Origin of the sequence: Natrialba asiatica DSM 12278 (assembly GCF_000337555.1) — an archaeon.
Taxonomy (GTDB): Archaea; Halobacteriota; Halobacteria; order Halobacteriales; family Natrialbaceae; genus Natrialba; species Natrialba asiatica.
In genome coordinates this window covers 201,286-226,609 of sequence record NZ_AOIO01000021.1, presented here as the reverse complement: position 1 = coordinate 226,609, position 25,324 = coordinate 201,286, and the positions used below count along the sequence as shown (strand labels likewise).

General features: G+C 61.7%; 26 protein-coding genes and 1 tRNA gene. 15 read left to right on the top strand and 12 right to left on the bottom strand.

From position 1 onward, the window contains the following. Nucleotides 1–40 precede the first annotated feature (40 nt). Entirely contained in the window at nucleotides 41–862 is an 822-nt protein-coding gene (locus tag C481_RS07605) for a nucleoside phosphorylase (protein WP_006108582.1), read from the top strand. A 41-nt stretch (nucleotides 863–903) separates the two neighbouring features. Here the strand turns inward: C481_RS07605 and C481_RS07600 are convergent, their stop codons facing one another. From C481_RS07600 to C481_RS07570, 6 genes are all read right to left on the bottom strand, one after another. Next, nucleotides 904–1,668 carry a mechanosensitive ion channel domain-containing protein gene (locus C481_RS07600; RefSeq protein ID WP_006108581.1) on the bottom strand — a complete coding sequence of 255 codons (765 nt, stop codon included), beginning with the start codon at nucleotides 1,666–1,668 and terminating at the stop codon, nucleotides 904–906. 1 nt (nucleotide 1,669) lies between these two features. Beyond that, the gene (gene dacZ / locus C481_RS07595) at nucleotides 1,670–2,482 is read right to left on the bottom strand and encodes a diadenylate cyclase DacZ (RefSeq protein ID WP_006108580.1); all 813 of its coding nucleotides are present in this window, start codon (nucleotides 2,480–2,482) and stop codon (nucleotides 1,670–1,672) included. A gap of 128 nt (nucleotides 2,483–2,610) precedes the next feature. After that, nucleotides 2,611–3,618, bottom strand: a complete 1,008-nt coding sequence (locus tag C481_RS07590; RefSeq protein WP_006108579.1) for a coiled-coil domain-containing protein — start codon at nucleotides 3,616–3,618, stop codon at nucleotides 2,611–2,613. A gap of 139 nt (nucleotides 3,619–3,757) precedes the next feature. Then, complete coding sequence (locus C481_RS07585) at nucleotides 3,758–4,600, bottom strand: ABC transporter permease subunit (protein WP_006108578.1); 843 nt, start codon at nucleotides 4,598–4,600, stop codon at nucleotides 3,758–3,760. After that, entirely contained in the window at nucleotides 4,597–5,538 is a 942-nt protein-coding gene (locus C481_RS07580; protein ID WP_086009692.1) for an ABC transporter ATP-binding protein, read from the bottom strand. The genes C481_RS07585 and C481_RS07580 overlap by 4 nt, the downstream gene beginning before the upstream one ends. Before the next feature lie 518 nt (nucleotides 5,539–6,056). After that, a tRNA-Leu gene (locus C481_RS07570) sits at nucleotides 6,057–6,141 on the bottom strand. A gap of 571 nt (nucleotides 6,142–6,712) precedes the next feature. On the opposite strand from C481_RS07570, the gene C481_RS07565 reads away from it, so the two are divergent. Beyond that, nucleotides 6,713–7,021 (top strand): transcription initiation factor IIB family protein, encoded by a 309-nt coding sequence (locus C481_RS07565; RefSeq protein WP_006108574.1) that lies wholly within the window; start codon nucleotides 6,713–6,715, stop codon nucleotides 7,019–7,021. Nucleotides 7,022–7,223: 202 nt separating this feature from the next. Here the strand turns inward: C481_RS07565 and C481_RS07560 are convergent, their stop codons facing one another. Next, nucleotides 7,224–7,691: a phosphopantetheine adenylyltransferase gene (locus C481_RS07560; protein ID WP_006108573.1), complete on the bottom strand. Its 468-nt coding sequence runs from the start codon at nucleotides 7,689–7,691 to the stop codon at nucleotides 7,224–7,226. A 139-nt stretch (nucleotides 7,692–7,830) separates the two neighbouring features. On the opposite strand from C481_RS07560, the gene C481_RS07555 reads away from it, so the two are divergent. The 3 genes from C481_RS07555 to C481_RS07545 all read left to right on the top strand — a co-directional run bounded on the left by C481_RS07555 (nucleotide 7,831) and on the right by C481_RS07545 (nucleotide 12,255). Then, nucleotides 7,831–10,080, top strand: coding sequence for an NADP-dependent malic enzyme (locus C481_RS07555; RefSeq protein ID WP_006108572.1), 2,250 nt, complete (start codon nucleotides 7,831–7,833; stop codon nucleotides 10,078–10,080). 339 nt (nucleotides 10,081–10,419) lie between these two features. Next, nucleotides 10,420–11,814 (top strand): outer membrane protein assembly factor BamB family protein, encoded by a 1,395-nt coding sequence (locus C481_RS07550; RefSeq protein ID WP_006108571.1) that lies wholly within the window; start codon nucleotides 10,420–10,422, stop codon nucleotides 11,812–11,814. 66 nt (nucleotides 11,815–11,880) lie between these two features. Continuing rightward, on the top strand, nucleotides 11,881–12,255 hold the full coding sequence (locus C481_RS07545; RefSeq protein WP_006108570.1) for a 30S ribosomal protein S8e: 375 nt from the start codon (nucleotides 11,881–11,883) through the stop codon (nucleotides 12,253–12,255). Between the two features lie 126 nt (nucleotides 12,256–12,381). On the opposite strand, the gene C481_RS07540 is transcribed toward C481_RS07545, so the two are convergent. Then, nucleotides 12,382–12,801, bottom strand: coding sequence for an ester cyclase (locus tag C481_RS07540; protein ID WP_006108569.1), 420 nt, complete (start codon nucleotides 12,799–12,801; stop codon nucleotides 12,382–12,384). 170 nt (nucleotides 12,802–12,971) lie between these two features. On the opposite strand from C481_RS07540, the gene C481_RS07535 reads away from it, so the two are divergent. Next, nucleotides 12,972–13,298 carry a hypothetical protein gene (locus tag C481_RS07535; protein ID WP_049904498.1) on the top strand — a complete coding sequence of 109 codons (327 nt, stop codon included), beginning with the start codon at nucleotides 12,972–12,974 and terminating at the stop codon, nucleotides 13,296–13,298. A 117-nt stretch (nucleotides 13,299–13,415) separates the two neighbouring features. Here C481_RS07535 and C481_RS07530 read toward each other — a convergent pair whose 3' ends face one another. Then, the gene (locus tag C481_RS07530) at nucleotides 13,416–14,411 is read right to left on the bottom strand and encodes a phosphate signaling complex PhoU family protein (protein ID WP_006108567.1); all 996 of its coding nucleotides are present in this window, start codon (nucleotides 14,409–14,411) and stop codon (nucleotides 13,416–13,418) included. A 393-nt stretch (nucleotides 14,412–14,804) separates the two neighbouring features. On the opposite strand from C481_RS07530, the gene C481_RS07525 reads away from it, so the two are divergent. From C481_RS07525 to phoU, 6 genes are all read left to right on the top strand, one after another. After that, nucleotides 14,805–15,779 carry a PstS family phosphate ABC transporter substrate-binding protein gene (locus C481_RS07525; protein ID WP_049904496.1) on the top strand — a complete coding sequence of 325 codons (975 nt, stop codon included), beginning with the start codon at nucleotides 14,805–14,807 and terminating at the stop codon, nucleotides 15,777–15,779. Beyond that, nucleotides 15,776–16,699: a phosphate ABC transporter permease subunit PstC gene (gene pstC / locus C481_RS07520; RefSeq protein ID WP_006108565.1), complete on the top strand. Its 924-nt coding sequence runs from the start codon at nucleotides 15,776–15,778 to the stop codon at nucleotides 16,697–16,699. Before C481_RS07525 ends, pstC begins: the two co-directional genes overlap by 4 nt. Beyond that, a complete protein-coding gene (pstA, locus tag C481_RS07515) occupies nucleotides 16,699–17,589 on the top strand; it encodes a phosphate ABC transporter permease PstA (RefSeq protein ID WP_006108564.1) in 891 nt (296 codons plus the stop codon). The genes pstC and pstA overlap by 1 nt, the downstream gene beginning before the upstream one ends. 2 nt (nucleotides 17,590–17,591) lie before the next feature. Beyond that, nucleotides 17,592–18,491 carry a phosphate ABC transporter ATP-binding protein PstB gene (gene pstB, locus C481_RS07510; protein ID WP_049904495.1) on the top strand — a complete coding sequence of 300 codons (900 nt, stop codon included), beginning with the start codon at nucleotides 17,592–17,594 and terminating at the stop codon, nucleotides 18,489–18,491. A 214-nt stretch (nucleotides 18,492–18,705) separates the two neighbouring features. Continuing rightward, nucleotides 18,706–19,863: a glutathione-independent formaldehyde dehydrogenase gene (locus C481_RS07505; RefSeq protein ID WP_006108562.1), complete on the top strand. Its 1,158-nt coding sequence runs from the start codon at nucleotides 18,706–18,708 to the stop codon at nucleotides 19,861–19,863. 81 nt (nucleotides 19,864–19,944) lie between these two features. Continuing rightward, entirely contained in the window at nucleotides 19,945–20,616 is a 672-nt protein-coding gene (phoU, locus tag C481_RS07500) for a phosphate signaling complex protein PhoU (protein ID WP_006108561.1), read from the top strand. Between the two features lie 91 nt (nucleotides 20,617–20,707). Here phoU and C481_RS07495 read toward each other — a convergent pair whose 3' ends face one another. The 3 genes from C481_RS07495 to C481_RS07485 all read right to left on the bottom strand — a co-directional run bounded on the left by C481_RS07495 (nucleotide 20,708) and on the right by C481_RS07485 (nucleotide 22,685). Next, nucleotides 20,708–21,055 (bottom strand): HalOD1 output domain-containing protein, encoded by a 348-nt coding sequence (locus C481_RS07495; protein WP_006108560.1) that lies wholly within the window; start codon nucleotides 21,053–21,055, stop codon nucleotides 20,708–20,710. 54 nt (nucleotides 21,056–21,109) lie between these two features. Then, on the bottom strand, nucleotides 21,110–21,751 hold the full coding sequence (locus tag C481_RS07490; protein WP_006108559.1) for a helix-turn-helix domain-containing protein: 642 nt from the start codon (nucleotides 21,749–21,751) through the stop codon (nucleotides 21,110–21,112). A 70-nt stretch (nucleotides 21,752–21,821) separates the two neighbouring features. Further along, nucleotides 21,822–22,685, bottom strand: coding sequence for a polymer-forming cytoskeletal protein (locus tag C481_RS07485; protein WP_006108558.1), 864 nt, complete (start codon nucleotides 22,683–22,685; stop codon nucleotides 21,822–21,824). Nucleotides 22,686–22,848: 163 nt separating this feature from the next. Here C481_RS07485 and C481_RS07480 point away from each other — a divergent pair, with 163 nt between their 5' ends. The 3 genes from C481_RS07480 to C481_RS07470 all read left to right on the top strand — a co-directional run bounded on the left by C481_RS07480 (nucleotide 22,849) and on the right by C481_RS07470 (nucleotide 25,308). Then, complete coding sequence (locus C481_RS07480; protein ID WP_006108557.1) at nucleotides 22,849–23,046, top strand: DUF5800 family protein; 198 nt, start codon at nucleotides 22,849–22,851, stop codon at nucleotides 23,044–23,046. Nucleotides 23,047–23,302: 256 nt separating this feature from the next. After that, nucleotides 23,303–24,136 carry a YgaP-like transmembrane domain gene (locus C481_RS07475; protein WP_006108556.1) on the top strand — a complete coding sequence of 278 codons (834 nt, stop codon included), beginning with the start codon at nucleotides 23,303–23,305 and terminating at the stop codon, nucleotides 24,134–24,136. A 2-nt stretch (nucleotides 24,137–24,138) separates the two neighbouring features. After that, a complete protein-coding gene (locus C481_RS07470; protein ID WP_006108555.1) occupies nucleotides 24,139–25,308 on the top strand; it encodes a zinc-dependent alcohol dehydrogenase in 1,170 nt (389 codons plus the stop codon). Nucleotides 25,309–25,324 lie beyond the last annotated feature (16 nt).

Here is a 25,324-nt window from a genome sequence, read left to right as displayed (position 1 = left end):
TGCATTTATATACGGCGTCGGTGCGAATCGCCGGCACTCGATGACCGGAGACAGTGAAGATCCAAACGCAGACGTACAGTACCATCTCGAGGTCAGCGACGCGGACGTGGCCGATACCGTCCTCCTACCCGGTAATCCCGAACGCCTCGAGAAGATCGTGGACCACTGGGACGACCACGAGATTCGTGCCCGCCACCGCGAGTACCGGACCGCGACCGGATCCTACGAGGCCACGCCCATCTCGGTCACCTCGACCGGAATCGGCAGCCCGTCGGCCGCGATCGCCGTCGAGGAACTGGCCCGCGTCGGCTGTGAGACGTTCATCCGGGTCGGCTCCTGCGGGGCGATCCAGGCCGACATGGATGTCGGCGACCTCGTGATCAGCACCGGCGCGGTCCGACAGGAGGGCACGAGCGACGAGTACGTCCGCGAGGACTACCCCGCGAGCGCGGACTACGAGGTCGTCTCCGCACTCGTCGCCGCCGCCGAGCGACTCGGCTACGACTACCACACCGGCATCACGATGAGCGCCGACTCCTTCTACGCCGGCCAGGGTCGTCCCGGCTACGACGAGTTCGAAGCCGCCGGCGCGGACGACCTGATCGATGAACTCGTCGAGGCGAACGTCAAGAATATCGAGATGGAGGCGAGTGCGATTTTCACGATCGCGAACATCTACGGGCTGCGTGCGGGTGCGGTCTGTTCCGTCTACGCGAACCGCCGGACTGGCGAGTTCAGAACGGAAGGCGAGTCTCGGGCGGCTGAAACGGCGACGCTTGCGACGCATCTGCTGGCGACGATGGATGCGGTCAAACGCGAGGCGGGAGCGGATCGGTGGCATCCCGGCCTCTCGCTCGAGTAAGCGGCTATCTGTATCTGTATCCGATTCGGTTTGGGGTGGCTTCAGTCCCGGATACGGACGAGTTCGTCTTCGAAGACCTTCCGGTTCGGGATGATGTATTCCTCGGAGTTGTCTTCGATTTTGGTGACGAAGAGGTCGACTTCCTGGACGATACCGGCCTGGTCGCCGATACGGACCTGATCGCCGATTCCGTAGGGCTGGTTGAGCAGCAGGTAAATCCCTGCGGCACTCGATATCAGGAAGTCCTTAAAGACGACGGAGCCGACGAAGACGAGGCCGAGGGCGTAGACGGCAAGCAGGATGAGCAACGGCAGGACGTAGACACCGATCTGTCCCAGTGCGATGAGAAAGGCGACGTACAAGACGGAGTACTTGACGACTCGGGGGATAATCGAGGCTTCGGGGAGTTTGACGCTACGGAGGTACTCGCTGACGGCTAACTCCGCCTTGTCCGCCACGATGAACCCGAAGATGAGCACGAGGACGGCGATAAACACCTGCGGGATGTACTCGACGACGCGAATCCAGAAGGCCTCGGTGTCGAGTAATTGCGCGATATGAATCGCCGTCAGGACGGCGATTCCGTAAATGAACCACGAACTCAACCTGGCGACGATGTCGACCAACGAGGTACCGATCGACTGGGCGGTGCGTTCGAACGGCGTCCCCTCAACGGCTTCTGGCACACCCGAGGCCGAGAGAAGTTCCTTGTTGAGTCGACCGACCAGGTAGCCGATGACCAGCCCGAGTACGAGCACCGCCGCAGCTATGACGGCCGGCTCGTCGATAAGGGTCTGCCAGTTCATATCAGTACGCCTCCGGATCGACCTCCATGATGAGCTCGCCGGCCTTGAACGCCCGGACGAGCCCATCGCTTTCCGACAGCACGATCGTGATCGCGTTCGTATCGCGCGTGATCGCGCCGCCGGCCATGTGGCGTGCGCCGAGCCCTTTCGGAATGTCGACGCCCTCCGCGGATGGCTCGAGATACCGATAGGCCGAGACGATCTTGCCCGCATCGGAGATGACGAACGCGCCGTCGAGCCGAGAGAACTCCTTCAACATGACGTTCACGATCGGATCGCCGACGTGAACGTGTGACTTCTCGAAGGGGTTGTACGACAGCGGCCGAGACTTGTTCATCACCTTTCCCGCGTCGCCGACGACGAAAAGTGCCCCTACCGGCTTGCCCTTCTGGCCCTTCTTGCCGAGTTCGATCGCGAGTTCGAGGACGGCTTTGATGACCGTCGGCTCGGCCCGCGACTTCGCAAAGAGGTCGTAGATCCCGGTCCGGTCATCCGCGCTGGCTCGCACGCGCGAGATGGTATCGATCTCGTCCCCGAAGACGCGCGTTGCACAGACGAGTTCGTCGCCGTCCTCGATAACGTCCTGCTCGAGTGCCTCCTCGAGGCCAAAGCTAATCCGTTCGGCAACGTCCTCGAACTCGAGGGGGAGTTCGACGAACGTCTCTGCGCCGACATCGTTGTCGGTGGCGATGACGAGTACGTCGAGATCGTCGGCTGTTTGACAGCGTTCGTAATCGGAGCTACTCGGTGAAAAGAGAGCGACGGCATCGGCGTTCGAGAAGAGCTGCCCGAACACATCGTCTAACCCGGCCATTGCTCATACAAGTCGTTTCCGCGCGAATAAGCGTTATGGAGCGTCAGACGTGTGTCGGCCACAGCAGGCTATGCTTTAATCGGAGAGCAGTCACTATGGGGAAGCCACCGCTGTGCGGATGGCTGTGATCAGGTTTCCCCACCGGATGGAGAGCGAAACGACGCACCGGAATCGAAGCTGGTGAGATCGTCGATACGCGCCTCCAGGGCTTCGATTTCTCGCTGCAGTTCGGCGGTTTCCTCGTCCGTCCCGGTAAGTTGATCCTTGAGCCCCTGCAGTCGCGATTCTTTCTCTTCCTCGTCGACCTCCGCTTTGCGGACGTACTCGCTGCGTTCGATCTCGTATACCGCGGACTCGGCGAGTTCAGTCACCGCGAGCGCCTCGTCGACCTTCGCCGGGTCGACGCTGGTGACGCGTTCGGGATCGATTCCGGCGTCTTCCAGGACGGGCAGTACGTCTTCGTCGTCCTTGAGCGATCGATTCCGGCGGGCAGTCCGCTGGATCGACCCGTACTGTCCGCTGACCTGACGGTCGTGGTGGAGCCGGTCGAGCAAGCTCTCGCTGACCTCCTGCCGGAGGGCGTCGGCGTTTCGCTGCACGTCCGAAAGGAGCGTATAGAGATTGACCAACGCCGCCGTCTCCATCCCGTCGAGTGCGGTTGGATCGTGTCGCTCCAGGGCGTCGATCAACAGCAGGGCGTCGGCGTAGACTGGGAGATCGGGTTCTTCGCGCTCCGCGTGCTCTGCGGCGGCAGCCGAACCGGACTCGAAGCCCGCATCTGTATCGACCAGCGGAGAGCCGGTTGGCGTCTCGGTTTCTGTCAGCGTTCCGGCCCTGTCATCCAGTTCAAACCGCGGATGAAGACTGAGGGTCGTCGCGTAGGGTTCGGCCGCCGACGGAAGCCGGTCAAGATCGAAGCCGCCGGCCGTATCCTGAACTCGTTGAAGCAGCGTCTCGAACTGTTCGCGTTGCAGTGGAACCGTCTCCGATTCGTGTTCGAACTCGACGAGAATCCGATGGTCCTGCGTCTCAGTTATCTGGAAGGGGTCCCGCGAGAGTGGCGTGAGGAGTGTCGCATCGGGTGGTAACTCCGCGATGGTCTCGAGAAGGGTATGCCAACTCGTGGTGCCCGGCATGCTATCGTGTTGTCGTGCGCGTGGCAAAAGGTTGCCGACACTAATTCAATAATCTTGAATATAACTTCAAATGGAATGAAGGCGGCTAATCGAGAACGACGATTCGACAACGAGCGTTCTTGTGAACGAAAGCCCGTTATTAACTCACGTCGGCTCGTCTGAACCGATAGTACCCAACTACGAGTGGGACAACGATCCAGACACACAGAACCACGGGCATGAATTCCGGTTGCACGTAGAACGCCGTACTCGAGGGTAACTCCCGGCCCGTTACGCTTTGACCGGTAATACTCTGTATTCCCACTAATATTCCCTCATTCGGCACGAACTGGGAGGCGAATTGGTAGAGAATCGGCGTCTCGGAGAATCCGAAGACACCGACGTGGAGCCTCCGGATGAGGTTTCCAAGTGTGGTAAAGAGGAGGAGAACGTTCAGCACGAAGTACACTCCGAACCCAACGGCTGCTGCGCGAGCTTTGGTGGCAACCGCCGCAGAAATACCGATGGCAATTGCGACGTACGCGATCGTATAGAGCGTCATCAAACCGAACAACGCAAGGAGAGTGGGACCCGGAAAGACGGGATAACTTGTTAGTAGCAATATTGCGACGACAACAGCGTACGCAAGCACGACGCTGAGCACCATAACGAAACTACGACTGATGAATTTGCCGATGAGGACGTCGCGACGCGTATTCGGCAGGCCGAGTTCCAGTTTAGCGCTCCCCGTTTCGCGTTCGCCCGCGATGGCAAGATAGGCGACGACGAACGCGACGATCGGAACGAAAAACGATCCGAGCGAGTTGACTTGAGAGACGGTCGCGATTACCCCCTCCCGACCAGTCTCGTAGAACCGGAGTTGGTTCCGTTGAATGAGTAAGAAGAGGCCGGCGAATACCGCATAGGTGGAGCCGGCGATCCAGATACCCTTCGAACGACGGACATTCAGGAAATCCTTCCAGATTACGTCCGCGACACTCATTGTGGAACCTCCAGTATCTGCCGGTCGGTCTCAGAGTGGGTTCCCTCCGTGTACCGGTTGAAGAGATCCTCCATCGAGGGTTCCTCGGAAACGATATCGGTGATCGCCGCCCGGTCATCGACGTGTTTGATCACATCGACCTTCTCGGCACCACTGCGGCAATCGACGGACACTGTGTCCCCGTCAATCGCGACCGTCCGGACGCCACGAAGTCGCTCGAGTTCGAGCGAGCGAGGAGGTGACTCGAGCGACAGCGTAAGGCGCGCGGACCCGCCAATTTGATCGCGAAGCGCATCGATTTCGTCGAGGGCGACCAGTCGCCCCTCGGACATGATCCCGACGCGATCACAGACCGCTTCGACCTCGGAAAGCACGTGGCTCGAGAAGAACACCGTGGTCCCGTCGTCGGCCAACTCGCGGATCGTCTTTCGCATCTCCTGAATACCCGTCGGATCGAGCCCCGACGACGGTTCATCGAGAAGTAACAGGTCGGGATCGCCGACGAGGGCCATTCCAAATGCGAGTCGTTGACTCATTCCCTTGGAAAATCCACCGACACGACGATCCGCCGCGTCAGCGATCCCTACCCGCTCGAGGATCGTGTTGGGATCGTCCGCCGCATCTTTCGTTCGAACCACCCATTCGACGTGTTCGCGGGCCGTCAGCCGATCGTACAGGCCGTATCCCTCCGGAAGGATGCCGATTCGGTTGCGAGTCGGTGCGAAATTATCGCAGACATCCTGACCCAGAACGGTCGCGTGACCAGCGGTCGGGGCGACGTACCCGAGGAGGATATCGATCGTCGTCGACTTCCCAGCGCCGTTCGGTCCGAGAAACCCGAATATCTCCCCCGATCCGATGCTGAAACTGAGGTCGTCGACGGCGACCACCCCGTTACCGAACTCTTTTCGAAGCCCGTTCAGATCAATATCTGTCACGCGTTTATACTTATTCCCTCTCATAAAATACTTTCTGATCTCTAGCATATGTCCGTATAGAAACCCTCTACAGTACGGGGTCTACATAGCCCACAAACGCTTGCTGCTGTAGACAACACGCATCAGGTCGCTTTCACGAATTTTCCGATACAACTTCGGCTTGTAACAGCACTGGAGAACGCCTTGAAGCGATCCGATGGCTAGTGAACTCGTGTTCGCCCGCTCGAAGAAACACTCGTACTCCAGCAGAAATTCAAACGGAGACCATTCGAATGACGGCACTGTCTCGGCAGCCGCGTTCACGAGTTCGCCACTCGCGGCTACGCCTTGCAGAGTTGCACTTGTGTCCGGCACCCTCTTTTGGTCTGCAACCATCGCTGCGTGCCTTTTTATGACACGTCCGCACGACGAGAGTGTGCGGGACCGGATTCGAACCGGAGGAACCCTCCACTTCGGTCGGTTTCCAGGGTGAGAATCGATCGACTGCAGCCTCCGCTTACGATAGTGTTCGCGGAGAATGCGCGGGACCGGATTCGAACCGGCGGACCCCTACGGGACAGCGTCCTAAGCGCTGCGCCGTTGGCCTAGCTTGGCTACCCGCGCGCACCTTTCGCTTTTCACGAATCCAGTAAGTAACTGTCGGTCCGGACGGCACCTCGTGACTTCCGACTACTGATGTTTCACCGGCTCTTCGGGCGACCAGTCCGGTGGAACGATAAAGGTCACGTGCTCGGCATCGCGAAGTTGGTGTAGCTCTGCCGCCTGCTCGGCTAACGATCGGTCTCGGTACGGCATCTCGAGACCACAGCCGGTGCAGACGAGCTTGCAAGTTGGCTCCTTCATGACGGGACGCAGGTCCAGTCCGTACCGAGACCGGAACCCAACGGTGTTTCTCACTTGGCGATTCTCGGGCTTTAGTAGTTGTCTCCTAGTGAAACCCAGGCAGAACGGCTGATTCGGCGACCTGTTCGTAGCTAACTCTTGGTGCAAGTAGCGCGCTATTGGGATTCACAACGATCTGAAACGGACACATTCCGAGGGCCGCTACACTGACTCTCCATTACACATACTCCTGTCACCCACCGACTACGCCAGCCCACGTCCCGACTACCCCGCTCCTGTTCGCCGACGCTCACGTCCGCAGATTTATCTCCGATGGCACGCTACTTCGCCTATGCACAGCGCCCGCGATCGAATCGAGTACGATACCTGGCTCACCGAACTCGAGCAGATCGCCGACCGACTCGACCTCTCCAGTGACGCCCGCTCCTGTGCTACCGAACTCTTTCTCGGCGACGTACCGCCGGAAGACCGCTCGAAACGGGCCGTTCTCGCCGCGAGTATCTACGCCGGCTCGCTCGTCGCCGGGGATGGCCGAACGCAGGGTGCCGTTGCCGACGCGGCGGATGTCTCTCGCCTCTCGATCCAGACCCGCTGGAAGGATCGGCTCGCTGCAGCCGGTCTCGAACCACCCAGCTGGTAACGCGACTGATTGATCAGAACCGACGTTTGCCCAGACCACCGCGCCACTGACCGTTACCGACCGTAAGTTTACGATACATGGCTGGAAAGGCAGTATTAGTAGCTCCCTGTAATTTCCATTGGAGATAGAACTGCCGAGTTCACTCGATTCGGTTCGAGTTCAGTGCAGTCTGTACAGATTCCGCGACGGACACGGTCGGTGACTAGTCGCCTTCGAGAACAGTGCCGTGTTCGTCGATCTCCCCGTGGACAATTCGGGTACTTGAGATGATATCGCCGTCGTCAGCACGCAGGTGAGGGACGACGACGACCTCGAGTGGGTCGTGGCCCCGCTCACGGCGAATCTCGTTGATTCGTTCGCCGCCGGATCTGGTTTCCGGTGAGACGACCAGGTAGTCGAACTGGGGTTCAGTCGCGATGCCGGTCGGTTCCTCGAGTCGTCGGATTTCGAACGATCGGTCGTACTCGGTTGCGATCGCTTCGAGTTCGGTTTCGAGGTCGGCCCGTCGGTCGTCGAACGACCGGACCGTTCGCTCTTCGTGTCGTGTCTTCGGGGCGAGTTCGTCGCTGGTTAAGCCGACAGTGACGTCTCCGAGTTCGAACGCCCGTTCGAAGAGCCGCCGGTGGCCGTCGTGAACGGGGTCGAACGTCCCACCAAGCGCGACGTCCATACCCCACCTCACTGGCGCGGCCCGTATAAAACGGTCGAATCTGGAAACGAGGTGACCGAGACGAGCTATGCCCGCAGTTCGACGATTGTCGATATCCGCCTTCGAATTGTTTTTAGTGAATGCCCACACTGTCCATGGTATGGGACTTGACGAGGACGCGCTGGAGTACCACCAGACTGATCCGCCGGGGAAGATCGAAATTTCGACGACGAAGCCGACGAACACGCAGCGAGACCTCTCACTCGCGTATTCGCCGGGAGTTGCTGCGCCCTGCCGGAAGATCGACGACGACGAGACCCAGGCGTATACCTACACGGCAAAAGGGAACCTCGTCGGCGTCGTTTCGAACGGCTCTGCCGTGCTCGGACTCGGTGATATCGGTGCACAGGCCTCAAAGCCCGTCATGGAGGGCAAGGGCGTCCTGTTCAAACGCTTCGCCGACATCGACGTCTTCGACATTGAACTCGACGAGTCGGACCCACACGAGTTCGTCGAGGCGGTGAAGATGATGGAGCCGACCTTCGGCGGGATCAACTTAGAGGACATCACGGCACCGTCGTGTTTCACGATCGAGGAGCGCCTGCGCGAGGAAATCGACATTCCGGTGTTTCACGACGATCAGCACGGGACGGCGATCATCTCCGGTGCCGCACTGCTCAACGCGGCAGATATTGCGGGTAAGGACCTCGAAGACCTCGAAATCGTGTTCTCGGGAGCGGGCGCGAGCGCCATCGCGACGGCCCGGTTTTACGTCTCGCTCGGCTGTCGCGCCGAGAACATCACGATGTGTGACTCCTCGGGTATCATCACCGAAACTCGGGCGCAGGAGGTCAACGAGTACAAGCGCCAGTTCGCTCGCGACATCCCCGGTGGCGATCTCGCGGATGCTATGGAGGGGGCGGACGTCTTCGTCGGCCTCTCGGTCGGCGGCATCGTCTCCCAGGAGATGGTCCAGTCGATGGCCAGCAACCCGGTCATTTTCGCGATGGCCAACCCCGATCCCGAAATCGGCTACGAGGAGGCAAAGGCCGCCCGCGACGACGACGTCATCATGGCGACCGGCCGCTCCGACTACCCGAATCAGGTCAACAACGTCCTCGGGTTTCCCTTCATCTTCCGGGGTGCACTCGACGTGCGCGCGACGGAGATCAACGAGGAGATGAAAGTCGCCTGCGCCGAGGCGCTCGCCGACCTCGCCCGGCAGGACGTTCCAGACGCCGTCGTCAAAGCCTACGGCGACGAGCCGCTTCAGTACGGCCCCGACTACATCATTCCGAAGCCCGTCGACCCGCGCGTGCTCTTCCAGGTCGCCCCGACCGTCGCCGAAGCCGCGATCGAGTCGGGCGCTGCCCGCACCGACTTCGACCTCGACGCCTACGAGGAAGAACTCGAAGCTCGCCTCGGCAAGTCCCGCGAGATGATGCGGGTCGTCCTCAACAAGGCAAAGAGCGACCCCAAGACGGTCGCGCTCGCGGAGGGGGAAAACGAGAAGATGATCCGGGCAGCCTACCAAATTCAGGAACAAGGCATCGCCGCGCCGATTCTCATCGGCGACGAGTCCGAGATCCGCCAGACCGCATCGAGTCTCGGCCTCGAGTTCACGCCGCAGGTCGCGGATCCCGCGGTCGGCGACTACGAGGCGTACGCCGACCGTCTGCACGAACTCCGCGCGCGCAAGGGTATCACGCGAACGGAAGCCGGCGAACTCATCGAGGGTGATTCGAACTACTTCGGCAGCGTGATGGTCGAACAGGGCGACGCTGATGCGCTCCTGACGGGTCTCTCCCATCACTATCCGTCGGCGCTCCGACCGCCGCTGCAGGTGATCGGCACCGCGGACGACGTCGACTACGCCGCCGGCGTCTACATGCTCACGTTCAAGAATCGCGTGATCTTCGTCGCCGACGCGACGGTCAATCAGGCTCCCGACGAGGAGGTCCTCGCGGAGGTCACCAAACAGACCGGCAAGCTCGCCCGCCGGTTCAACATCGAACCCCGCGCCGCACTGCTGTCGTACTCGAACTTCGGCAGCGTCGACAACGACGGCACGCGTAAACCGCGTCGCGCCGCGACAATGCTACAGGACGATCCCGCGGTCGACTTCCCCGTCGACGGCGAGATGCAGGCCGACACCGCCGTCGTCGACGACATTCTCGAGGGAACCTACGGCTTCTCCGAACTCGAGGAACCGGCGAACGTGCTCGTCTTCCCGAACCTCGAATCGGGGAACATTGGCTACAAACTCCTCCAGCGTCTCGGCGGCGCGGACGCCATCGGCCCGATGCTGGTCGGCATGGATCGGCCGGTACACGTCCTCCAGCGCGGCGACGAGGTCAAGGACATCGTGAATCTGGCGAGCGTCGCGGTCGTCGACGCACAACAGGAATAGCGACGAGTATCGGCTTTGTAAGACGTATTTCCTGAACTGGTATCTGTCTCGCCTCCTTCGGAAGGCCCACACCGACGGCCACCTGTGGGATCTCTTCTTCAGTGTGCAAATGATGGAGAAACCACCGACCGCACTACTGCATCCCCGCGCCGTCTGGCGCGTGTTCAGGCCGTAGGTGAATACAGACCGCGTGCTCTTCGTTCCCGTGAAACGAACGCTGCATAGCCGTCGCGGTATCTTCGTCTCCGCCTTCTCCCCGGCACCACTCACCCGGGCGACGCGTGCAACAAATCGCCGGTATTTAGCCGGTCTCGACCGTGGCTGTTGCTAGAGCGCGCTATGGAACCGCCACACCGACCCCGATCTCGTCGATCCCGAACCCGCCCTCGATCTCGAACCTCCCCCGCCGACGGCGAGGCGAACGCATCGCGACGCCGTTTTCTCGGCGCTACCGCGACTGCAACCGCCGCGGCGACGGGCCTCGCCGGTTGCGTCGACCTGCCGAACACGCTCGGCGGCCTCGTCAACGGCTCCGAAGACGTCTCCCTGTTCCAGAACGGCCTACGTCGACTCGGCTACTACCCCGACGAGGTCGTCCCCGATGCCGTACACGTCGACTGGACCTTCCCGATCAACTCCGTCGGCCACACCGCAGCCAAATCTAGCCCCCTCCCGACGCCCGACGGCGAGACGATCCTATTCGCCGGCGACACCGGCCGCGTTCACGCCTACACGCCCGCGGGCGAACTGCGCTGGACGACTCAAACCGGCGCGACCGAACTCGGCTTCCACGGCTCCCCCGCCATCGTCGGTGATACCGCCTACATCGGCGGCTACGACGGCGACCTCTACGCGCTCGACACCGACAGCGGCGACATCGTCTGGCGCACTCGCTCCGCCGAACTCGACGGCGCGCTCGCGATCGGCTCGAGCCCGGCCTACCACGACGGCACGCTGTACGTCATCTCCGAATTCGCCCCGCCCTCGAGCGGTGCGCTCTGGGCGATCGACCCGAACACTGGCGACCCAACCTGGAGCGACGACCGCATCTGGGGGCAGGCCCATCCCTCGCCGACGATCGACCTCGACGCCGGACGGATACTCGCCGGCTCGAACGACGGTGCCGTCTACTGTTGGGAGTTCCCTGAACTCGAGTTCAGTTGGCAGTACCAGGCCGACGCGGACGGCGAAGAAGCCGCGGATGGTGCGTTTCGGAAGGGTGCCCAGATCAAGGGGACCGTCGCGGCCCACGACGGCTACGGCTACGTCGGGAGTTGGGACGACAACTTCTACTGTCTCGATCTGGCGGACGGCGAGGAGGAGTGGGTGTTCGAGACGGGAGCGTCGGTGATGTCGAATCCGGCGGTCGATGTCGAAGAAGATATCGTCTACATGGGAAGCGACGACAACTACGTCTACGCGCTCGATGCCGAGTCCGGCGAGGAACTGTGGTCGACGAACGTCAACGGGCGCGTCATCGGAGCACTGACGGTCACGGCCGAGACGGTACTCGCCGGCTCGTACGACTCGCACCTGTACGCGCTCGACAAGGAGACCGGAGACCGTCGTTGGCGCGTCGAAAACCGGGGTCGCGTCACCAGTGCCCCCGTGCCCGTCAACGGGCGGATCTACTACGCCGAGCGCGGCGTAATTTCGAATTATTACGACGATGACGAGGAGACGACGACGCTCGAGGAACCGGGGCACGCCTACTGTCTGGTCGCCGACGACTGACACACGGTGTCGGTCCCGCCGGCACGAAAGCGTGCATTCAAGTATTTGCCGGGACAGTTCCCGCGTATGCAAGACCAGGGACGCTCTACGCGAAAGCGAACCGGCGGTCGACTGAAGAACGTTCGCAAGCGCCGAAAGGACGAACTCGGCCGACTGCCGACGGAGACGCAGGTCGGCGAACCGCGCTTCCGGACCGTCGATGTCCGCGGCAACGACACGAAGACGCGTGCGCTCGCGACGGACGTTGCAAGCGTCAACACCGACGACGAAACGGTCTCCGCGGACATCGAGGACGTCGTCGAGAACGATGCCAACCCGAACTACGTCCGCCGAAACATCATCACGAAGGGTGCCGTTATCGCGACCTCCGAGGGCGAGGCCCGCGTTACGTCCCGACCCGGCCAGACCGGCCAGGTCAACGCCGTGCTGCTCGATAACTGATCGACGCCGACTCGATTCTCTTCGACTCGTTTTCCATAGCACCAGCAGTGTCAATCCGACAGCGCTGTCAGCGCGTCGCTGGACGTGCTTTCGGCGTTGCTTGCGTCATGGCGTTTGGCGCTGATCTCACTCGGCCGTCGGATCCACTCCCAATTGGTGCAAGAGTCCGAACTGGTCGCTCTGGGTCCACGTTTCGATGAGCATCCCGTCCTCGAAGCGATTGAACTCGATCGCCGGGAGTTCGACCTGCCGTCCGGTCGGTTCGACGCCGAACAGCTCTCCGCGGTGCGTGCCCGTCATCGTCCACCGAACAGCCACCGTCTCGCCGGCGGCGACCACGTCCGCTATCTCGAACGTCATGTCTGGGAAGATCTCTCGCGTGGCGCTTGCGAGCGCCTTGTACAATTCGGGACCCTGCAGTTCCGCGGCCAGATCGCGATCGTGGATGACGTACGTCTCGTGCACCAATTCGTCTGCCGCCTCCGGGTTTTCGCCGTTCCAGACATCCGTGTACAATCGTTCGAGGGACTCCTCGGGAGTTCTCATACGATACCGTACACCATCATCGTGTGTAGAGATTGGGGGGAACACGCTGTCGCCGACGTCCTCGGCACCAACCTCGGTCGTGAGACGCGTTCGAGACGGAGATGTCCAGTCTGATACGAAGATTCGGAACGGTCGAGTATTTTATGATGGTGTCTTTCTACCTAGTAGGTATGCTCGCTCCGTTCGCCGCCGCCCTCTCGTTCGCCGTCGTTCTCGCAGGAGTCCTCTGTCTCTACGAGTTCTTCCTGTACGATGCGGACGAGAAGGCGGCGGCCCCTGTCCGGTCGCGCATATATCTCGGTTCCGTCCTCCTCTTGGTGCTACTCGGCGTGGGCGGGCTGGTTGCAATCGCCACGAATGCCGTCTCCCAGATGACGGTACTCGGACTCATCGGTATTTTCGGGGCATTCCCGGCATTCGTCCAGTACCTGTTTCACCGACAGATTGACGCCGAGACAGGACCGCTGGCCCGTCGCGTTTCCGACCGCTGGTCGTGATCGTGGATTGCACACCGGATTTCAATTGAATTCGAGTCAAACCCGCCGCGGCGGAACAGTGCGGAGAACGAACGCTGGCGCTCGGAGAACCGGTTACGGTTACGACTACGATTACGATTAGGGCCGCGGAGCCGCCTTCTGCAACGCCGTCTCGGCGATGTTTCCACCGTAGTCTGCGCTTCGCGAAAGCGAGTCGACGATCAGACCGAGCGACTGGGCCTGTACGGGATCGAGTTCACGGAGCATGTCGTCGATCGTCCTGGTGTGTTCGTCGATTTCGACGACGGCCTGGCGGGCGGCGTGTCCCAGTCGATTTGCTTCCTCGGAATCGTCGGCGACCAGCGCGTCCATCGACTTCTCTAAGACGTCGGCAGCGTCCTCGTGAAGCGCAACGACCGCCTCGGCGACCGATTCCGGAATCTCCTGGAGTTTGAGCGCGAGATTGCTGATCTTGGTGGCGTGGTCGGCGATGCGCTCGAGTTGGCGCGCGCTCGAGTGGTAGTCGAAACAGTCCTCGCGGGGCACGCCGAGTTCTTCCGCGGCGCGCGGGGAGCGAAGCGTCGCCCGGAAGATACGGGAGACGACGAGCCAGAGGCGATCGACGTCGTCGTCGCGCTGGATCACGTCGAGTGCGATGTCGTCGTCGTTCTCGACGAGGGCGGTGACGGCATCGGCGAGCATCGAACTCGCTATCAGGCGCATGCGCGAGACGGCGTTGACGATCGAGAGTTCGGCGGAATCGAGCAGATCCTGGATGACGACACTGTCGTTCGTCTCTTCGAGAACTTCGACGCCGACGAGGCTCTGCGTGGCGTTCCGAATCGCCCGGCGCTGGTCGGTCGTGATCCGGGTTGCCTCGAGCCGGATGAGGTCGAACCCGCTGACGTACATGGTCATCACGGCCCTGGTTAGGCGTTCGCCTTCGAGATCGGAGACGTCGAGCGTTCCTTCTTGGCGCTCGATATCGCTTGCCGGCGTGAGCAAGAGCGCATCGTCCTCCGGATAGAACTCGACTGTCGTTCCGGCCTCGACATCGTTTTCGGTCGCCCACGTCTTAGGCAGTGAGACGGTGTACGTCGATCCGCCGGTCACCTGAACCTTCCGCGTTTCCATACCGGAGGTGTTTGAGCGTTCGAATATAAATACCCTGCTATCTATAGAGATCACTGCCAGCTATAAAATGGATGTATTGGGCCCGGAAATGGGATATTCACCGATCACTATGGCCATCAGAACGAATAGGGTAACTAGATACATATAACTGTGGATCACTCCGGAACAGTTCCGTCTGTACGTGAGACGACGGCAATGCAGTATAGATGTCTAAAGCTATGTTAAGACTACTGATTCGTAACGGCTCCGTAATCGTTCGTCATCCCGGCGCATGGCGGGGGTGACGACCAGACTGGCTATCTATCTCATTGAGGAAACTCAGGATGGATATTATATATAGATATATAGCCATCATAGTAGAGTACTTATTTGGGTGCTGGCGATTCTTCAGTGATGTCGAGAGATACCACGGCGCCCTTGCCGACCGGACTCGGTCGGCGTGATTTTCTCGCCGCGGCAAGTGTTGCTCTCTCCGGCGGAATGGCCGGTTGTGCCGGTGTCTTCGCCGAAGAGGGCAATCAAGTGAATATCGCGGGAAGCAGCACCGTGTTTCCCGTGACCGAGGCGATCGCCTCCGCATTTTCCGAGAAAAATCCGACCGTCAACCTCTCGCTCAGTAAGACGGGGACCGGCGGCGGGTTCGGGAACTTCTTCTGTGCGGGACGGACCGACATTAACAACGCGAGTCGGGCGATCGCCGACGCCGAAACCGAACAGTGTGGAGAGAACGGTATTACGCCGATCGAGTTCCAGGTCGCGACGGACGCGTTGACGGTCGTCGTCAATCCGGAGGCCGACTGGGTTGATTGCCTTACCGTCGACGAACTCCGGGATATCTGGCGCGCCGGTGGAGCCGAGCGCTGGAGCGATATCGACGAAGATTGGCCCGACGAGGAGTTCGAACTGTACGGCGCTGCGACGACTTCCGGAACGTTCGATTACTTCAACGAGGCAATCATCGGCGAGGAGGAAAACCACCGAAGCGACTACCACGCGACCGAGCGCGACCGAACGATCGTACAGGGCGTGCAGGGATCGGAGTACGCGATGGGCTACTTCGGCTTCTCGTACTACAGCGAAAATCCGGACTCGATCAAGGCGCTCTCGATCGACGACGACGGCGCTTGCGTGGAGCCCTCGATCGAGACGGCGATGTCCGGTGAGTATACCCCGCTCTCGCGGCCGCTGTTCATCTACGTCGCGAAGGAATCGCTCGCAGATCCAGCCGTCCGTGACTTCGCTCGCTTCTATATGGAACGAGCGGCGACGGATCTGGTTTCCGAGGTTGGGTACGTCCCGATCACCGAGGACCAACGCGACGAAAACCTAGCGAAACTCGACGAAGCGATCGCCGAGGTGACCGAATGAGCCAGCCGGACTTCTCTCACGACGGCATCCGCACCGCGCGCGGCACGGCATTTCGCTATCTCTTCATGCTGTGTGCGCTCCTGTCGATCCTGACTACCGTCGCCATCGTCGCGACGCTTCTCATCGACGCGATCGATTTCTTCGCGACCGTCTCGCCGGTCGAGTTCCTTACGGGAACGCGGTGGAGCCCGACGAACGACCCGGTCGCGTTCGGCGTGCTGCCGCTGATTTCGGGGACGTTGATCATCACCCTCGGCTCGGCGCTGGTCGCGCTTCCGATCGGGTTGCTGACCGCGATCTATCTCAGCGAGTACGCCTCCGAGCGCCGACGAGCCTACCTCAAACCGGCGCTCGAGGTGCTGGCTGGCGTGCCGACGGTCGTCTACGGCTACTTCGCGCTCGTCTACGTGACGCCGGCGCTAGATACGATCCTGCCGCTCTCAACGTTCAACGCGCTCTCGGCATCGATCATGGTCGGGATCATGATCATCCCGATGGTATCCTCGATCAGCGAGGACGCGATGAGTGCAGTCCCGGACTCGCTTCGACAGGCCAGCTACGGACTCGGGGCGACGAAGTTTACCGTCTCGACATCCGTCGTCGTGCCGGCAGCGCTTTCGGGAATCATCTCCTCGTTCATCCTCGCCCTCTCGCGGGCGATCGGCGAAACGATGATCGTCGCTATCGCAGCGGGGCAGACACCGCGGATGGTCGATCTGACCGATCCGGCGGGGATGTTCCTGGATTCGATCCAACCCATGACTTCTGCCATGGTCCAGATCGGTACCGGCGACATCGTCGGTCAGGGAGCCGCCTACAAGAGCCTCTTTGCAGTCGGACTCACCCTATTCGTCATCACCTTCGTCATGAACCTCGTCAGTGAACTCGTCGCCTCGCGCTATCGGGAGGTGTATCGCTAATGGCTGCCGATACGCAGGAGGCATCGGTCGACTCCGGGTTCGGCCAGATCAGCCGCACGAAAGACGTGGCGTTCCGGCTGCTCGCACTGGCGGCGACGCTCATCGGCATCGTCTCGCTCGCGGCGTTGCTCCTGAACGTCGCCGTCGACGCGGTCGGCTGGCTCGACTGGGGTTTCCTCACGAACCCGCCGCATCCGAATCCGAACAATGCCGGATTCCTGCCCGCGATCGTCGGCTCCATCGCGATTATGATCATGATCGCGCTCGTCACCTTCCCGCTCGGTGTCGGGGCTGCGATCTACCTCGAAGAGTACGCCAGTGACGGCTACCTCACGCGGTTCATCCAGCTCAACATCGCCAATCTTGCGGGCGTTCCTTCAGTTGTGTACGGTTTGTTAGGACTGGGGCTGTTCGTAGGGCTCTTTAACATCGGCTACGGGTCGGTGCTGGCCGCGGCGTTTACCGTCTCCTTGCTTATCCTGCCGATCGTAATCATCTCGGCACAGGAAGCGATTCGATCGGTCCCCGACTCGCAGCGACAGGCATCCTACGGGATGGGCGCGACGAAGTGGCAGACGATCCGGAACGTTGTTCTACCACGGGCGATGCCCGGCATCATGACCGGGACGATCCTCGCACTGGGTCGTGCAATCGGCGAGACGGCACCGCTGATCATGATCGCGGCACCGACGACCGTCTTCGGAGTTCCAAACAGCCTTCTCAGCAAGGTCAGCGCCATGCCCTTACAAATCTACAACTGGGCGTCGTACCCGCAGACGGAGTTCCAGTACGGCGTCGTTGCGGCCGGCGTCGTGACGCTGCTCGTAATCCTGCTTACGATCAACTCGGTCGCGATCATCATCCGGAATCGATATCAACAGCGAACCTGACAATGACTAACAGACAGATGACGTCCTCGGAAACGGAACAGACTGACGACCAGCAACCAAATCCCACGCCGGGCACCGACAGTCTCGCGGACCGCGGAACCGATATCGGCGTCGAAACGAGTTCGCGTGACGACCCGGCGACGGTGGCCGATCGAACGATCATCGAGTCGCGCGATCTGGACGTGTACTACGGCGACGACCAGGCGCTTAACGGGATTTCGATGGAGATTCCGGAACAGCAGGTGACGGCGCTTATCGGACCCTCGGGCTGTGGAAAATCGACGTTCCTGCGCTCGATCAATCGCATGAACGACCTCATCGATATCGCCCGCGTCGACGGGGAGTTGTTCTTCCGCGAGAAGAACGTCTACGACGACGATGTCGACCCGGTTGCGCTGCGCCGGCGGATCGGCATGGTGTTCCAGTCGCCGAACCCGTTCCCGAAGAGCATCTACGACAACGTCGCCTACGGGCTTCGAGTACAGGGCCAAGATGACAACTTAGACGAGAAGGTCCACACGGCCCTCGAACGCGCCGCGTTGCTCGACGAGGTCGAGGACCAACTCGACTCGAGCGGCCTCGATCTCTCGGGCGGCCAACAACAGCGCCTGTGTATCGCACGGGCGATCGCGCCCGATCCGGAGGTCATCCTGATGGACGAACCGGCGTCGGCGCTCGACCCCGTCGCAACCTCGAAGATCGAAGATCTGATCGAGGATCTGGCCGAGGAGTACACGGTGATTATCGTCACTCACAACATGCAGCAGGCGGCGCGTATCTCCGACAAGACCGCCGTCTTCCTCACCGGGGGGAACCTCGTCGAGTTCGACGATACGACGAAAATCTTCGAGAACCCGGAGAGCGATCGGGTCGAGGATTACATCACGGGCAAGTTCGGATAGTCGACGAGTAGCTTCGTTTCGGCCGGTTATTCGCGGTTCTGGACCTTGTTTTTGGCATTTTTCTCTCTTTCTCTTTCCGATTCGCACTCGGTTTTCCACGCTCTACGCTCCACGCTCCGCGTTCAGCGCTCGGGCGGTCGGTTCGTCACCGAGTTGCACGTGCACCGCGAATCTTTAGGGACAGGGTCGGAGTCGCGGCCAATAGGTGTCACCGATGTCAATCAAAGGCGTTGTCTACCACGACTCCCACGACGTATCGGTCGATGAAGTCGACGAACCGGAACTCGAACACCCGAACGACGCGATACTCGACGTGACGACGACCGCGATTTGCGGCTCGGACCTGCACATGTACGAGGGGCGGGCCGGCGCGGACGAGGGAATGGTCTTCGGCCACGAGATCATGGGCGAAATCACCGAGGTCGGCGAGGGCGTCGACACGCTCGAACCCGGCGATCGAGTCGTCCTCCCGTTCAATATCGCCTGCGGGTTCTGTAAAAACTGCGAGGAAGGGAACTACAACTACTGCGAGACCGTCGCGGAGACGCCCGGCGGCGCCTACGGCTACGTCAAGATGGGGCCTTACCAGGGCGGGCAGGCCGAGAAAGTCCGCGTTCCATACGCCGACTTCAACGCGCTCTCGCTCCCCGACGAGGGCCACGAGGAGGACTTCATCATGCTCGCCGACGTGTTCCCCACCGGCTGGCACGGCACCGAACTCGCCGACCTCCAACCCGGCGAATCGGTCGCCGTCTTCGGCGCTGGTCCCGTCGGCCTCATGGCTGCCTACAGCGCAAAGCTCAAGGGAGCCTCTGAAATCTACATCGTCGATCGAGTCGAGAGTCGCCTCGAATTGGCCGAGGACCACTGCGACGCGACGGCGATCAACTTCGAGGACGTGGACGCAGTCGAGGCCATCGTCGACGCCCACGGCGGCCCGGTAGACAAGGGCGTCGACGCCGTCGGCTACCAGGCGATCGACAGCGAACGCGACGGCGACCACCCCTACGATCACGAACGCGAGAACCCCTCACTCGTGATCAACCAACTGATTCAGGCGGTCGAAGCGACCGGCGAGATCGGAATCGTCGGCCTCTACATCTCGGAGGAACCCGACCCGCCCGAGCAGGTCGACGAACAGGGAACGCTCGACATCGATCTCGGGCTCGCCTTCGAGAAGGGGATCCAGTTCGGTACCGGGCAGTGCCCCGTCAAGCGCTACAACCGACGGCTCCGCAACATGATCGTCTCCGGCCGGGCCGAACCGGGCTTTCTCGTCTCCCACGAGGTTGAACTCGATGATGCCCCCGAGATGTACGAGCGATTCGACGAGCGTGAGGAGGGCGTGACGAAGGTGCTGTTGCATCCCTAAGGTGAGGAACAGGCAGCAACGAACCGAGACGAGAGCTCACCGCTACCAATCTTTATCAATCACCAGCGTGCTTTCTGCAATATGGCCCGCCAATCCTATCAGGAGAAACTCGAAACGCTTCGCGAGGATATCCTCTACATGAGCGAGATCGTCATGGAACGCCTTCGGATGGGGCTCGACGCCCTCGAACAGAAGGACAACGATCTCGCCCGCGAGGTTATCGAAGGCGACAGCGAAGTCAACCAGCAGTACCTCGACCTCGAGCAGCAGTGTATCGAACTGCTGGCCCTCCAGCAACCCGTCGCCAGCGATCTGCGGTTTATCGCTGCGTCGTTCAAGATCATCACGGACCTCGAACGAATCGGCGACCTTGCGGTTAATCTCGGCGAATACACCCTCGACGCCAGACACGACCTCTTCCCCGATGTCGACGTGCAGGAAATGGGCGAGATGACCCTCGAGATGATCGAAGATGCGATGCTCGCCTACGACAGCGAAGACACCGACGGCTGCCGCGAACTGGCGGAACGCGACGACGACCTCGATCACTTCGCCGAGCGCGCGAGCGAAATCGTCGTCCGCGACCTCATCGAACGCGAACTCGATTCACCCGACGAGGTCGAACGACTTCTGCAGGACGTTTCGCGTCTCCTGCTGACGATTCGAGACCTCGAACGGGTCGGTGATCACGCCGTCAACATCGCCGCACGGACGCTATACATGGTCGAGAACGACGACGAACTGATCTATTGAGCTGAAAGCGAGTCAGAATCGAAACACCGACAGAGCAAGCGCGAATCAAGCGACAGACCGAGAATAATCCAAACCTGACCGAAGGGCCTCGTTACGCATCTTCGAGTTCAACGCGGCCGGTCGTATCGACCGTGACGGTGCGGGCGGCGTAGGAGAACGTTACGCTGCCGCCTGCGCGGTCGAGGGAAGAAGAGTCGGCCGACGCGTCACAGGGTTCGGGTTCGAAGAGGGAATCGAGCGCCGCTGGATCGACCACGTTGTAGAGGGGATCGAGTTCGTCCGCGACCGCCATCATGTCGCGGCCGTCCTGGCTCGCGATTGCAGAGATAACGGCGACGCTTAAGGGCTGTTCGGGATCGGCTTGGTAGACGAACCGGTCGTCACTTGCGGCCGTCTGGGTCGTCGCGTCGGCGTGAGTACTGTGTGGTGTCTGGTTCACGAATTGATTAACGAACGGAAGCCGGGAAAGGTCGTCCGTTGACTGGCCAACCTTTTAAGAGGAGTCGTCTGCGAGCGTATTCCAGAGCAGATTCGTCTGTCCGCGTCGGAGTCGAGCGGACAGGGCCTGATCGGAGATATCGAGTTCGGCGGCGAGTTCCGAGAGGGTGACCGTCCGCGGGACCTCGAAGTAGCCGCGTTCGAGGGCGGTCAGTAGGGCCTCGCGTTGGTGTGCCGTCAGATCGTACTGTGCGGTTTCAGTCCGGTGTTCCTGGTAGATTCGCCGGACGAGAAAGCCAACGTCTCGTTCGAGACAGCCCTCGCGATACGCGCGAAGCGCCTTCCGAGAGGGGACGCGGGCGCGAACGACGGTCGTTTCCGTGACGACGATGTCCAGAATCCCGATGTCGTGTTCGGCGGCGACCGGATAGGTGAGCTTCGTGGTTGCCTCCTCCGAGAGGACCACACTGTACAGGCGTCGCTCGGCCAGTGACTCGAGTTCAGCGAATCGAGCGATACTATCGTCGGCTCGCAGTGCGCGTTCGAACGCGGTGAACTCCTCGCCCATCGCCCAGAAGAGCAGTTTCGGCTCGCCGGCCTCGGTCCGGTAGAGTTCGTCGATCCGCAGCGTTTCGATCGCCGACGCTGCGGTGCGAAGGATCGGCGTTTCCAGTTCGAACTCGACGATGAGGGACACGGGTTGGTATCCAGGTTGTGGCCCGATGATTGTTCGGGTGGGACGAGCAAGCGGTGCGCTAAAATGGAACCTACTCGAGATCGCGCTCGCCCGTCGCCATCGTAATTTCGCCGTCGGCCCGGATCGTGCCGTCGATTTCGGCACCGGGCCCGAGTTCGAGATCGGCACACGACACGTCGCCGAGGATGCGCGCGTCGTCGGTTATCGTCACGTCGCCGTTTCGCGTCGTCAGGTCGCCGTGGATGCGAGTGCCGTCGCCGACGGTCACGTCGTCGCGGGCGCGGAGACTCCCGAAGATGTTGCAGTCGCTTCCGACGGCGATCGTTTCGGCGCGGACGTTGCCGTGCAGGCGGCAGTCGTCGCCGATCGTCGCGGGCGTCGAGACGCGCCAGGCGTCGTCGCCGACGGTCGCGTTCCCGGGGATGACGAGCGGCTCCGTGTCGGGGTCGTCTTCGTCCGCATCCTCGTCGACGAGTTCGGAGATCAGCCGCTGGGCGGTGTCTTCCTCGCCGATCAGGAGGAGGTGTTTGAGGTAGACGAACATGAGGACGATCGTCGGCATGGGGTTGCGGATGACGATCCAGCCGTTGGCTTCGAACCCCTCTTCGATGTCCACATCATCGCCGATATCCAGATCGCCGGCGACTTTGAGTTTGCCTTCGATATGCACTCGCTCGCCGATATAGGCGTCTTGGCCGACGAGAACGTTCTCCGCAACGTCACACCACATGTCGAGGCGACAGTCGCCTTCGGCTTCGATCTCGCCGTCGACTGAGACGCTCTCGCCGGCGAGGACGTTGCGACCGCGCACGCCGAACTCGATGGTCGAGCGACTACCGATCAGTACGTCTCCATCGGTTTCGAGGGCGACTTCCTTGGCTTCCGTCCCGTCGGGAACGACGAGTTCGTCGAGCGGGTCCCTGTGTCCGGCCACACTCTCACCCAATGTGAGCGCCCGGTAATAAACCTCGCGCGTCGTCCGCCGTTCGTCTGACGCCTGTTAGTGCGGTATCATCATCACAGCGCCATCTGAACGGAACTGTCGGCTCGTGGCAGCGTTCGGTTCCTTTTACATCCCCCATCGCGTACACCAGGCCATGACAACGCTTGCATTCGATGATGACGGCGTCGATGTCGTCTACGAGGGCACCGAGTTTCGCCTCGAACGCGAACTCATCGAAGAAGCCGTCGAAAAGTCCTACTACGATGTGACCGATCACGAGGTCCTGCAGATGGTCGCCGAGCAGCCGAGCCTCCAGGGAGAACCGCGCCGCGTCGGCGATATTCTCGCGTAGCGCGCCGAACTCGCGTCGGTCGGCCGTCGGTCGTCGATCGGTTTTGCCGTCTCCGTTCGCCACGTTCACGCCCGAGTCGCGTCCAGCGTTGCACTTGCAGCCCGAATCACCAATGGACCGGTTCACCCGATTACATATCGGACTGACACGCTATGGAACGACTCAAACTGGCGCACGTCGGCGACGAGCAGCGGACGTATCGACGGGTCGGGACGGAACTCGCTTTCGCGCGGGGAACCGGCCCGGCGGTGGAACCATGACCACCCAGCCGAACGACACCTCGCTTGCGACAGCAGACGAGTCGGCCACGCCCTCGAGTCGCTCTGGATCCGGTCCGACCGGCAACGTCGGACGCTGGGACCGACTCGGCTCCGCCGCACTCGGCGGCATCCTCCTCGTCCGCGGGCTCCGGAAACGCTCGCTCGGCGGCGCGGCGATGGCACTCGTCGGCGGGGCATTGGTCTCCCGCGGCGCGCGCGGTCACAGTCACCTGTACCGCCGTCTCGGCATGAATACGGCGGGCGACGAGTACCGAGACGCCGGACCGCGAACTGACCCCGTCACGGTCGAGCGCTCGATCACCGTCGGGAAGCCGGCAGATGAACTCGTCCCGTACTGGCGGAACCCGGAGCGGTTGTCGCAACTCGTCGGCCACTTCGCCGACGTGACCACCTGGGGCGAGGACCGATACAACTGGCGCGTATACGGTCCGTTCGGGCAGACGATCGAATGGGATGCGCAACTCGTCTCGGATCGGTCCGACGCGGAGCAGTCCGACGGGGACCAGCCGGACGCGACTCACTCCGACGACGACCTGCACTGGGAGACGATGGAGGATGCGCCGATCCCTCACGACGGAACGGTCGAGTTCCGTCCGGCACCGGGCGACCGCGGAACCGAGGTGACGCTTCGGGTGCAGTACGACCCGCCCGGCGGAACGCTCGGCACTGCAGTCATGCGATGGCTCGATGTCGCACCCGACGTACTCGTCGGCACGACGCTCCGCCGGTTCAAGAGCCTCGCCGAAACGGGCGAAATCCCGACGCTCGAGGCCAACCCCTCCGCCCGCGGGGCGGGTGATCTGATATGAGCATGCGCGCACTGTGCTGGCACGACGTCAACGATCTGCGCGTCGACGACGTGCCCGAGCCCGAACTCGTCAACCCGCGCGATATCGTCCTCCGGGTGACGATGACGACGGCCTGCGGGTCGGACCTGCACTTCATCGACGGCTACCTCCCGACCATGCGCGAGGGCGACGTGATCGGCCACGAGTTCATGGGCGAGGTCGCGAAAGTCGGCCGCAAGGTCGAGGGCGTCGAGGAGGGGGACCGCGTCGTCGTCCCCTCGTTCATCGGCTGCGGGAGCTGTGGCTACTGCCAGGGTGACCTCTGGTCGCTCTGTGACAATACGAACCCGAACGCGGCGCTACAAGAGCCCGTTCTCGGCGACACGACCGCCGGCATCTACGGCTACACGCACGCCTTCGGCGGCTACGCGGGGTCACACGCCGAGTACGTCCGAGTGCCTCACGCCGACGAGAACTGTTTTCACGTGCCCGATGAACTCGACGACGAGCAGGCGCTGTTTGCTTCCGACGCCTGGGCGACGGGCTACATGGGCGCTGACTTCTGCGACATCGAGGAGGGAGACACCGTCGCCGTCTGGGGCTGCGGCGGCGTCGGACTGATGGCCCAGCAGAGCGCCGCCCTCATGGGTGCCGAGCGCGTGATCGGGATCGACCGCTTCCCGGAGCGACTGCGACTCGCCGAGCGGGAGGCGGGCTCGGAGACGATCGACTACACCGCGGTCGACAGCGTCGTCGACGCGCTCAAAGCCGTGACCGGGGGGCGCGGCCCGGACGCCTGCATCGATGCGGTCGGCATGGAAGCCCACGGCACCGGCCCGGCTCACGCCTACGACCGCGCGAAGCAGCAACTGAAGTTACACACCGACCGCGGCGAGGCGCTCCGCCAGGCCATCGTCGCCTGCCGAAAGGGCGGCACCCTCTCGATCCTGGGCGTTTACGGCCTGATGGACAAGTTCCCGCTCGGGATCGTCATGAACAAGGGCCTCACCGTGCGCACGGCCCAACAACACGGCCAGCGGTACGTGCCGGATCTGCTCGAGTACGCGGCCGAGGGCGAGATGGACCCCTCGTACCTGGCGACCCACGAACTCTCGCTGGAGGAGTCGCCGCGGGGGTACGACCTGTTCAAGCACAAGGAAGACGGCTGCGTTCGGCCGGTGTTCGTGCCGTAAGTCGATCCAGTCCCGC